The sequence below is a fragment of the Actinocrinis sp. genome, from assembly GCF_035938995.1.
Taxonomy (GTDB): Bacteria; Actinomycetota; Actinomycetes; order Streptomycetales; family Catenulisporaceae; genus DASZGI01.
In genome coordinates this window covers 16214-27203 of the sequence record NZ_DASZGI010000165.1, presented here as the reverse complement: position 1 = coordinate 27203, position 10990 = coordinate 16214, and the positions used below count along the sequence as shown (strand labels likewise).

The following is a 10990-nucleotide window of genomic DNA, read 5'->3' as shown; positions in this document are numbered from 1 at the left end:
GACTCGATCCGCTCCTTGAGCGCGGCCTGCGAGGGGGACGCGGCCCAGAGGCTCATCCACTCGCTCTCGGTGCCGGTCACCCGGTCGAGTGCGGCGAGCGCCACGCGCTGGTCCTCGGCGGTCACGAGGGGGCGGTGCGTGGCGAGCCAGGCGTCCACGGACGGGTTGCCGGTGTTCGCGGCCCTCGAGCGGCCAGCGGCGACCAGGCAGGCCGCGGCGAAGGCGATGTGGCCCTCGGACAGCTCCAGGGTGCCGGGGCGCTCGACCGCCGCGACCAGCACCTCGCGCAGCCTCGGGGGGACTTGGACGTCGGGGGTCTCCTCGACCTCGTCGAAGAAGTCCATGGCGACGTCGTTGTCGAACGGTCCGACCTGCCACGTGCCCATGCTCCGCTCGCCTCCAGCTAGGCGCCGCACTGCCTATGTACCGAACGGTAACCACGAATGGGCTGTGACGCCACAGGATGTCAGTTCTTCGAGTTGACGGGGGCTTGACGGCGACTGCAAAGCGAGCGGCGGGGGTGCAGCAGGGTGCAGTGTGGGCGGATCAAGGGGTGGCCGGGCAGAGCGGGGGGTGAGCGGGCGAGGCCCAGCGCGGGCGCAGGCCTCGCGGGCCTCCGGCTCGGGTGTTGGCAGGCTTGCGGAGCAGATCAAGGGGTGGCCGGGCAGAGCGGAGGGCGAGCGGGCGAGGCGAGGGCGCAGGCCTCACGGGTCTCCGGCTCAGGTGTTGGCGGGCTTGCCGCCGATGGTCGCACCGTATGACGAGCCGGCTAGCCAGGTGGACCAGGCGACGCCGTAGTCGCCGAAGCCGTTGGTTACCGCGACGTTCTTGCTTGTGCCGGTGACCTGGACGACGTCGCCGACGTGCGCTTGGTTGTAGAACCAGGTCGCGTCGACGGGACGGCAGTGGATACAGCCGTGCGACGAGTTGACGTAGCCGATCTGCCCGTCCCAGGGCGCCGAGTGGACATACGTACCCGAATAGGTGATCTGGGTCGCCCAGTTCACCAGTTCGTCGTACTTATCGCCGTTGCCGTAGTCGCCCTTCATCTCCACCGGGTTGCCCTGGCCGAGCACCGCCATGGTCCCGCTCCAGGTGATGAATCGCGGGTCGTTCATCCCGGTGTCGATCGGGAAGGTCCGGATCACCTGGCCGTTCTGGTAGCAGGTGGCGTGGAATGCCTTGGTGTCGACGATCAGCCGCAGGTCGGTGCCGCGGATGGTGAAGTTCAGCGTGTGGTCCTTCACCCCGTACTGGTGCTCTCCGGCCCGGACCCCGGCCAGGTTCAGCGCGACGGAGACCGTCGTGCCGGTCTGCCAGAAGTTCTGCAGCCGCCAGTCCATCATGTCGTCCTGCACCCAGGACCAGGCGCCGGCGACGGCCGGGTTCGTGGTGACGACGCAGGCCTTTTCGACCTCGGCCCGGTACGCCGCGGGCACGTAGTTGCTGAACTGCACGCGGATCGGCTGTCCGACGCCGACGCTCGTCCCGTCCCCGGGCCACATCTCGACCACGCCGAGAGTCGCGGTGGGCTTCAAAGTGGAGAATGACGCGCTCGCGGAGACCGCCTTACCGTCCTTACCCGCCGCCTGTACCTGGAGCGTGTAGGCGGTGTTGATCTGAAGCGCGCCGTCGGACGTCCACGTGGTCTTGTCGTCGGAGAGGGTGCCTGTAGTGGTCTGCCCACCGGACAGCTCGACGGACGTTATGGTGCCGTTCGCCACCGCCACGGTGACCGGCTTGGACGGGTCGACGTTCGAGGCGCCGTTCGCGGGCACGGTCGTCAGTGCGGCGGGAGGGTAGGTCGGGGACGGCGAGGCGCTCGCTTCGGCCTGGGCTGCGCCGGACGCGCCTCGGGCAGCCGGGAGCTGTTTCGAACCCGAGCCGCCGAAACCGGCGACGGCGGCGGCTATGCCTCCAGCGGCGCCCACGGTCAACAGACCGCCGGCGATGATGAGGCTGCGGCGGGGAATCCGGGCTATGAGGTCGGACGGGCGGCCGAAAGACGCGCCGGCCACGGGCTCGACGGGTGCGGTGGGCGACGGGGGCGTCGCTGCTGCAGCCGAGGCCGAAAACGGCGCGGCGGACCCAGGGGACTCGGGTGTCGGCTCCTGGCCGGGCGCCGACTGCGCATTCGGCTGCGCGCCTGCCTGAGCTTCGGGCCCGGCGACTTCCTCGCCGCCGTCCCCGGGTATGGCGGAGTTGACTCCGTCGGTCATCGGTACACGTCTCCCCTTGCCCGAGTAGCCGGGCCCTTCTCGTACCCCGTCGTACGGGGTACCCACCTGGGCGTCAGCATAGTGAGCGAGGGCCGACGCGTAGATCCACGTCGGCCCTCGTAGGAGAGTTGTTACAGACCCACTACCTTGTCTCCGGCAGCGGTGTCTTAGGCGCTCAGTAGTGCTTGTTCTCGCCCCGGTAGTACTCGAAGACGAGGCCGTAAATTCCGTACGCCATGAAAGGCAGAGCGAAGTAGCACAGCCAGAAACCGACCGCGATTCCGAGGAAGACCCCCGCGGCGCCGGCCGCCATGACGAACGGCCACCAGCTGTGCGGGGAGAAGAACCCCAACTCCCCGGCGCCCTCGTACGGCTCCGCGTCGTCCCGGTCGTCGGGACCCGGTCCGATCCGCCGCACGGTGAAGTCGAGGTAGAAGTAGATCATCCCGCTCATGCCGAAGGCCATGATGAGCGCCGCGGTCCCGGTCGGGTCGTGCGAGAGCCACCAGTAGACCGGCACGTCGAGGAAGAAGAAGATCGCGACGATCAGAAAGATGCGTGCGGTGATCTTCATGCCGTCACTCGCCCTTCTCCGCGGCGCGGTCGCGCGCCAGCGCCTTCTTGGCCGCGTGCCCGCGTTCGCCGTTGGCGATCTCCATCAGCGCCACTTCGGGGTGGTGCAGGTCGAAGGCCGGGGACTCGGACCGCACCCGGGGCAGCGACGTGAAATTGTGCCGCGGCGGCGGGCAGGAGGTGGCCCACTCCAGCGAGCGTCCCCAGCCCCACGGGTCGTCCACGGTGACCCGCTTGCCCGTCTTCGCCGTCTTGTAGACGTTGTAGAGGAACGGGATCGTGGACATGCCCAGCAGGTACGAGCCGATCGTGGAGACGGTGTTGAGGGTGGTCCAGCCGTTGGACGCCAGGTAGTCGGCGTAACGGCGGGGCATGCCCTCGGCGCCGAGCCAGTGCTGCACCAGGAACGTGGTGTGGAAGCCGATGAACAGCGTCCAGAAGTGGATCTTGCCGAGCCGTTCGTCGAGCATCTTGCCGGTCCACTTCGGCCACCAGAAGTAGAAGCCGGCGAACATCGCGAACACCACCGTGCCGAACAGCACGTAGTGGAAGTGCGCGACCACGAAGTACGAGTCCTGGACCGCGAAGTCGATCGGCGGCGAGGCCAGCAGGATTCCGGTCAGTCCGCCGAACAGGAACGTCACCAGGAAGCCGACGGACCACAGCAGCGGGGTGTCGAAGGAGAGCGAGCCCCGCCACATGGTGCCGACCCAGTTGAAGAACTTCACCCCGGTGGGCACCGCGATCAGGTACGTCATGAAGGCGAAGAACGGCAGCATGACCGCGCCGGTGGTGAACATGTGGTGCGCCCACACGGTCACCGACAGGCCCGCGATGCTCAGGGTCGCGAACACCAGCCCGGAGTAGCCGAAGATCGGCTTGCGGCTGAACACCGGGAAGATCTCGGTGACGATGCCGAAGAACGGCAGCGCCACGATGTAGACCTCCGGATGCCCGAAGAACCAGAACAGGTGCTGCCACAGGATCGCGCCGCCGTTGGAGGCGTCGAAGATGTGCGCGCCCAGCCGCCGGTCCACCTCGAGCGCGAACAGCGCCGCGGCCAGGACCGGGAAGGCGAGCAGCACCAGGACCGAGGTCAGCAGGATGTTCCAGGTGAAGATCGGCATCCGGAACATCGTCATGCCGGGCATGCGCATGGTGATGATCGTGGTGATGAAGTTCACCGCGCCGACGATGGTCCCGAAGCCGGACATCGCGAGACCCATGATCCACAGGTCGCCGCCGACTCCCGGCGAGTGGATCGCGCTGGACAGCGGCGAGTAGGCGAACCAGCCGAAGTCAGCCGCGCCCTGCGGAGTGAGGAAGCCGCTGACCGCGATCAGCGAGCCGAACAGGAACAGCCAGTACGCGAGCGCGTTCAGCCGCGGGAACGCCACGTCGGGCGCGCCGATCTGCAGCGGCATGATCGCGTTGGCGAACCCGGCGAACAGCGGGGTCGCGAACATCAGCAGCATGATCGTGCCGTGCATGGTGAACGCCTGGTTGAACTGCTCGGGCGTCAGCAGCTGCAGCCCGGGACGGGCCAGCTCGGTGCGGATGAGCAGCGCGAGCAGGCCGCCGAAGCCGAAGAAGATGCACGAGGTGATCAGGTAGAGGAACCCGATGACCTTGTGGTCGGTGGTCGTGATCCACTTGATGAAGACCGAGCCGGGCTGCCGCGTGCGGTACGCGGTGACGGACGGTGTCGCGTGGCCGATCGCCGGGTCGTTGATCGCGGTCACCAGCCCGCCCCTCCAGTCGCGTTCTGTCCCTTGACTCCGGTCTCCGGGCCGACGCGGCACGCGTTGACCGATACGGAGGCGGGGTTGTAGGCGCCGCAGCCGCCGACGGTGAGGCCGCCCGTCTTGCCCTCGGCCGCGAGCTGGGTGAGCTGCTGCTGGTACTCCTGCGGGCTGACCACCTTGACGGTGAACAGCATCCGGGAGTGGTCCACGCCGCACAGCTCGGCGCACTCACCGATGTAAGTGCCCTCGCGGCTCGGGGTCAGCTCGAACTGGTTGACCCGGCCCGGCACCACGTCCAGCTTGAACAGGAACGCCGGGATCCAGAACGAGTGGATCACGTCCGGCGAGGTCAGGGTGAACTTGACCTTCTCGTTCAGGGGCAGGTACAGGGTGGGCGGCACGCCCGGGGTGCCGGCTTCGTACACCATGTCGCCGGTCGGCTTGCCGGTGGCGGCGTCGTAGTTGTAGTTGAAGGTCCAGCTCCACTGCCGGCCGACGACGTTGATGCTCGCCTGCTGATCCGGGGTGATCTTAAGCAGCATCGACTCGTCTTTGGCGGTGAAGTAGAACAACACCGACACCATGATGAGCGGCACCGCGGTGTACAGCAGCTCGATCGGGATGTTGTAGCGCGTCTGCGGCGGCACTTCGATGCCGTGCCGCGAGCGCCGGTGGAAGATGCTGGTCCAGATGATCAGACCCCACATCAGGGCACCCACGGCGAACGCGGCGATCCACGACCCCTGCCACAGGTGCAGGATGGTCGGGGCCTCGGCCGACGCCGGGTCGGGGAAGCCGAGCCGGGTGAAGGCGTTGTTGGTGCAGCCCGAGGCCGCCACCAGGACGGCGGCGGCCAGCGCCGCGCGGGCGACCAGGCGCCGCTTTCTAGACGCAGTGGCCCGGCGCCCCGGAGCGGGATCGCTCAGCGGGCGCGGCCTGCGTTCGGAGCCGTACTGACTCAACGTACCCTTCCCGAAGTCTCGCCCTGCTACCGATATCACCGCGGCCGGCAACAGGCCCGCGGCGCCCGGAGTGCGGGCAGGGGTTCAGTTCTGCGGCCAAACCCTACTCCAGCGCCTTTCGCCGGACGCGGGCAGGTACCCCCCGTGCCGGAGACGCGGATCTTCGCCTCACGCGTACGGGCTAATCCCAGGTCAGATCGCAGCGGAATCCGGGTATTTGCACCCGCCGCCGCCCTCCGGCGTGCGACGGTGTCGGACGTCTGATGTCCATACCGGCGGCCTCTGGGCCTCCTACTGCGTCGCGGTCGATCATCAGGCATAGAGTCGATGTCATGTTCTTGGATGCCGCGTCCGGGGAGCCGATGGACCCGGTGGCCCGCGAGGCGTATCTCGCGGCCTTGGAGGACGGCTGGGCGGATGCCGACCGGCTGTATCGGGAGGGGCGCCGGGCGCGCATGCTGCTCGACGCTGCGCGCGAGGCGGTCGCTGAGGTGATCGGCGCCCGACCGGACGAGACGGTGTTCACCCCGTCAGGGACGACGGCGATCCACGCGGCGGTGGCCGGCATCACGCAAAGCCGGTCGCTGCGGGCCGGGGGCGTGGGCGGGCCGCGGATCGTCACCGGCGCGGTCGAGCACTCGGCGGTGCTTCACGCGGCCGAATTCACTGCCGCGCGAGTCGGCGGGGAGCGGGTCTCGGTCCCGGTATCGCGGTACGGCGCGGTTGATCTAGACGCCCTCGCCGCTGCGCTCACCACGGGAGGTACAGCATCCCCCGCTGTCGCACTCGCCTGTGTTCAGGCCGCCAACCATGAGGTAGGGACGCTCCAGCCGGTGGAGCGGGCTTGGGAGCTGTGTGCGGATGCGGGGGTGCCGCTGCTTGTGGACGCTGCGGCGGCGCTCGGGCGGATTCCGGCGCCGCGGTATTGGTCGGCGCTGTGTGGGTCGGCACGCAAGTGGGGCGGCCCGTCGGGCGTGGGCGTGCTCGCTGTGCGTAAGGGCACTCGGTTCGCGCCGGCCTGGCCAGAGGACGAACGCGAACGCGGACGCTCGCCAGGTCCCGTGAATGTCCCGGCGGTACTTGCGGCCGCAGCGGCGTTGCGGGCGCGCGAGAGCGAGCGCGACACGGTGGCGGCCCGGCACCGGGAGCTGGTGGACCGGATCCGGGCGCGGGTCGCCGAGTCCGTGCCCGACGTCGAGATCGTCGGCGATCCGGAGCGCAGGCTGCCGCACATCGTGACCTTCTCCTGCCTGTACGCCGAGGGGGAAGCGCTGCTGCTCGAGCTGGACAAGGCGGGATTCTCGGTCTCGTCGGGATCGTCGTGCACGGCTTCGACGCTGACGCCCAGTCATGTCCTCGAGTCGATGGGCGTGCTAAGCCACGGCAACGTGCGAGTGTCGCTGCCGTGGGGGATCACGGCAGAAGATGTGGACCGCTTCTTGGACGTGCTTCCCGGCGTTGTCGCAGCCGTCCGCGCTCAAGCTCCGTCGACGCTGACGGCGGTGGCAGCGGCGGTGGCGACGGCAGCCGAATCGGCCGCGTCGGAACCTGAGCCGACCACCGGGCAGCAGACATCAGCCACGGCAGTAGTCATCAACGCGCTCGGCCGCAAATGCCCCATTCCGGTGATCGAGTTGGCAAAGCACATCGACGACGTGCCGATCGGTGGCACGATCAGCGTGCTGGCGGATGACGTGGCGGCGCGCCTGGACATCCCTGCCTGGTGTCGGATGCGGGAGCAGACGTACCTCGGCGAGGAGCCGGTCCCGGAGCGTGGCGCCGACGCGGTGGCCTATCTGGTCCGCCGCGACCGCTGACGGTCCGCCGGTCCGAGAAAGTCGGTCGAATCGAGTGGAACCCGGCGCGGACCGGCTCCGTCCAATCGATGACCGGCGGAATACCGCCGACCGCGGCAAGCTGTAGCCGACGGCGGCGACGCGGGTGAACGCAGTCAACGAAAGGGACGGCGTCGAGATGCCCAACGAAGTACGCGGTGCCGAGGGCCCACCCGGTATGCGCGATCTATCCACGAACGAAGGCCGGAGCGCCAGCGCGACGGCCAGGCGCACCGTGCGCGGTCGACGACGCGCCCGCCGCGGCGCGCTCGCGATCGTCAGCGCGGCGAGTGTGCTTGTGCTGACCGCCGCCCTCGCGGCGTGCGCGAGCACCAAGTCAGTCGGGCCGGCGGCAGCCGGCGGGACGCTGACCGGAGCCCCGGTCACGTCGCCGACGCCGTCAGCGTCGGCATCGGCATCGGCATCCGGCGGGAGCGGAAGCGCCGGCTCGGGCTCGGCCTCGCCCGGCGTGACCTCTTCGGTCAACCCAGGCGGTCCGGCACAGGGCGGCGGTGGCCAACTGGGCAGCCCGGAGGCCCAGGCGTCCACTCTTCCGGCCGGAGCCCACTACGTGCCGATAGAGCAGATAGGGCGCAGCGCTGACGGCCGCACCCTGTACCTGGAGATCGAGGCGCAGGCCGGCGCGTGCGGACGCTACGTAGTCGTGGTTCAGGAATCCGCGAGCCAGGTCGCGGTGGGGCTGGCACATCTACCGGTGAAGGTCGGGGTCATGTGCCCGATGCTGGTGCGCATCGCCGACTTCCCGGCCCACCTGTCCGCGCCGCTGGGGAACCGGCCGGTCATCGATCTGGCGTCCGGCCGGGCGGCCGGGGGCGTGGGAGTGATCCCGCTTCCGCTGCCCGGTTCGGTGAATTCAGGAGTGACTTCGAATCGGTAGGGAACCTCTTGGGCAATGGAACCGTTAAGTCTTCTGTAGACCGGTTGAGGCGTTACACTGAGTGATACGGCACACGCTGGAAAGGTGTCCACCGTTACACGGGGAGTAACGGACGAGGCTCGCGCCCATGGTGCTCTCCCCCCGGCACTATGGACGCCGTAGCGGGTCCCGGGCAGCCACCAGTCGGCGCACTGGTGCGGGATCCGTCGCACAAAGGCAGGACCCCCGCCGTCGTTTGTGGGTAGCGACGGTCGGGGGTCCTGCCGCGTCTGCATCTGGAGACAGAGACGGGCCCGCGGAGGGGCGCAGATGGAGGTCCGCGGCCCTCGGCCTGTTCGACCGAGCACGCGTTTGAACGAGTCCCGTTGGGCCGAACGGTGGACGCCGCCTCAAAGACCACTCGAATGGCGCAAGAGCGACGCCAAAGCGGAAGGCCCCCCACTCGACTGAGCTTCCGAGTGAGCCTCGAGCTCAAGGCGACCGGTTTCATGCCGAGGCGTCCGCGCGGCGCGGGAAGGCCGCCCGGGCACTCGGCCCCGCTCGCCGTGCGGACCGGCAGCCTCACCGCACAGGAGCGGCGCGAGCAGAACGACGGCGGGCTTCAGAAAAGGCCGATCGACGTACGGACATGCCGAAGGCCCGGCGCACGCCTGATCAGCGGCGCCGAGCCCTCGGTCCCACAACCGGCAGCAGCCTCGCCTGCCCGCCTCATCCGACATCCCGACCAACGCACCTCATGCTCGGCCCACCCAACCCGACGGATCGAGCAGAGCGACGGCGGGCTCCCGAGAAGGCCGATCGACGTACGGGCACGCCGAAGGCCCGGCACACGCCTGATCAGCGGTGCCGAGCCCTCAGTCTCACGACCAGCAGCAGCCTCGCCTGCCCGCCTCATCCGACATCCCGACCAACGCGCCTCATGCGCGCGGCCGCCCAACCGGACGGATTTAAGCCGTCGCGTCGCTCTAGTTGAAGCTCTCGCCGCAGGCGCAGGAGCCGGTGGCGTTCGGGTTGTCGATCGTGAAGCCCTGCTTCTCGATGGTGTCCACGAAGTCCACGGTGGCGCCGATCAGGTACGGAGCGCTCATCCGGTCAGTGACGACCTTCACGCTGCCGAACTCGGAGACCACGTCGCCGTCCAGCGCACGGTCGTCGAAGTAGAGCTGGTAGCGCAGCCCCGAACAACCGCCCGGCTGCACCTGGACGCGTAGCGAGAGGTCGTCGCGTCCTTCCTGGTCGAGCAGGCTCTTCACCTTGGACGCGGCGACATCCGTCAGGATGATGCCGTCCTGCTTCGCGGTGATTCCAACCTCAACCGTCATCTGCTCTGCCTGCCTTATGTCTGCGGTTCGTCGGGTCGCCCGGTGGTAACACCGGACCGGCGATCGGGTATTCCCACGGCCCGCCGCTGCCCCTTCCCTTACCTGCCATGGTCGCACAGTCCGTCGCCGTCGTGTGCGGCCCTGAGGTACGATAGTTCGCGTCAGTTCGACGAAAAGGGTCCGGAACCATGCGAGGCGCGCTGTGACCGTCACCACCGATCGGCCTTTCTCTGAGCCCGCCGCCACTCCGCTCGCCCTGCTGCTGCTCGGCAAGGCCGCCGATCCGCGCAGCGAGCGCGGGGTCGAGTGCCCGGGCGACCTTCCCGCGCCGAGCGACCCCGACCTGGTCGAACGGGCCGCACGGGCCAAGGCCGCGCTCGGTGACCGGGTCTTCGTGCTGGGCCACCACTACCAGCGGGACGAGGTCGTGCAGTTCGCCGACGTCACCGGCGACTCGTTCAAGCTCGCCCGGGACGCCGCCGGCCGCCCGCAGGCTGAATACATCGTCTTCTGCGGCGTGCACTTCATGGCCGAGTCGGCGGACATCCTGACCTCCGAAGCGCAGCAGGTCGTCCTGCCCGACCTCGCGGCCGGCTGTTCAATGGCCGACATGGCCACGGCGGAACAGGTCGAGCAGTGCTGGGACACGCTCACCGCGGTCGGCATCGCCGACCGGGTGGTACCCGTCTCCTACATGAACTCCTCGGCCGACATCAAGGCCTTCACCGGGAAGCACGGCGGCACGATCTGCACCAGCTCCAACGCCGAGCGTGCCCTGCGGTGGGCGTTCGAGCAGGGCGAGCAGGTGCTCTTCCTGCCGGACCAGCACCTCGGCCGCAACACGGCGGTGCGGCAGCTCGGCATGTCCCTCGACGACTGCGTGCTCTACAACCCGTTCAAGCCGGACGGCGGCCTGACCGAGGAGCAGCTGCGCTCGGCGAAGATGATCCTCTGGCGCGGGCACTGCTCGGTGCACGGCCGGTTCACCGCCGAGTGTGTCGACGAGGTGCGCGAGCGCATACCCGGCGTGAACGTCCTCGTGCACCCGGAGTGCCGCCACGAAGTGGTCGAGAAGGCGGACTACGTCGGATCGACCGAGTACATCATCAAGACCCTGGAAGCCGCCGAGCCGGGCACCGCGTGGGCCGTCGGCACCGAACTCAACCTGGTGCGCCGCCTGGCAAACGCGCACCCTGACAAGCAGATCGTCTTCCTCGACAAGACGGTGTGCTACTGCTCGACGATGAACCGGATCGACCTGCCGCACCTGGTGTGGGCGCTCGAGTCGCTGGTCGCGGGCACGGTGGTCAACCGGATCACGGTGGACCCGGAGACCGCCCGCTACTCCAAGCTCGCGCTGGAGCGGATGCTCGCGCTGCCGTAGTGGTTCCGGAGTGGTTCCGGCGCGAGAGCCGCGGCGAGAGATTTGTCACACT

The 10990-nt window shown here is 68.8% G+C and carries 9 protein-coding genes; 3 read left to right on the top strand and 6 right to left on the bottom strand.

Going from position 1 to position 10990, the window contains the following annotated elements:
• From VGZ32_RS11965 to coxB, 5 genes are all read right to left on the bottom strand, one after another.
• Positions 1–386 (bottom strand): DUF4259 domain-containing protein (locus tag VGZ32_RS11965; protein ID WP_326886027.1); only part of this gene is annotated, 386 nt, incomplete at its 3' end.
• Between the two features lie 333 nt (positions 387–719).
• On the bottom strand, positions 720–2219 hold the full coding sequence (locus VGZ32_RS11960) for a L,D-transpeptidase (RefSeq protein WP_326886026.1): 1500 nt from the start codon (positions 2217–2219) through the stop codon (positions 720–722).
• A gap of 175 nt (positions 2220–2394) precedes the next feature.
• The gene (locus VGZ32_RS11955; protein WP_326886025.1) at positions 2395–2793 is read right to left on the bottom strand and encodes a cytochrome c oxidase subunit 4; all 399 of its coding nucleotides are present in this window, start codon (positions 2791–2793) and stop codon (positions 2395–2397) included.
• 4 nt (positions 2794–2797) lie between these two features.
• Positions 2798–4525 (bottom strand): cytochrome c oxidase subunit I, encoded by a 1728-nt coding sequence (gene ctaD, locus VGZ32_RS11950; protein ID WP_414642534.1) that lies wholly within the window; start codon positions 4523–4525, stop codon positions 2798–2800.
• A gap of 5 nt (positions 4526–4530) precedes the next feature.
• Positions 4531–5499, bottom strand: a complete 969-nt coding sequence (gene coxB / locus VGZ32_RS11945) for a cytochrome c oxidase subunit II (protein ID WP_326886022.1) — start codon at positions 5497–5499, stop codon at positions 4531–4533.
• Between the two features lie 332 nt (positions 5500–5831).
• On the opposite strand from coxB, the gene VGZ32_RS11940 reads away from it, so the two are divergent.
• Together VGZ32_RS11940 and VGZ32_RS11935 are read left to right on the top strand one after the other, a co-directional pair.
• Positions 5832–7316, top strand: coding sequence for a cysteine desulfurase/sulfurtransferase TusA family protein (locus tag VGZ32_RS11940; protein ID WP_326886021.1), 1485 nt, complete (start codon positions 5832–5834; stop codon positions 7314–7316).
• A gap of 157 nt (positions 7317–7473) precedes the next feature.
• Positions 7474–8232 carry a hypothetical protein gene (locus VGZ32_RS11935; protein ID WP_326886020.1) on the top strand — a complete coding sequence of 253 codons (759 nt, stop codon included), beginning with the start codon at positions 7474–7476 and terminating at the stop codon, positions 8230–8232.
• A 965-nt stretch (positions 8233–9197) separates the two neighbouring features.
• On the opposite strand, the gene VGZ32_RS11930 is transcribed toward VGZ32_RS11935, so the two are convergent.
• Positions 9198–9554 (bottom strand): iron-sulfur cluster assembly accessory protein, encoded by a 357-nt coding sequence (locus VGZ32_RS11930; protein ID WP_326886019.1) that lies wholly within the window; start codon positions 9552–9554, stop codon positions 9198–9200.
• A 202-nt stretch (positions 9555–9756) separates the two neighbouring features.
• On the opposite strand from VGZ32_RS11930, the gene nadA reads away from it, so the two are divergent.
• Positions 9757–10938, top strand: coding sequence for a quinolinate synthase NadA (gene nadA / locus VGZ32_RS11925; RefSeq protein WP_326886018.1), 1182 nt, complete (start codon positions 9757–9759; stop codon positions 10936–10938).
• The last annotated feature ends 52 nt before the right edge of the window (positions 10939–10990 follow it).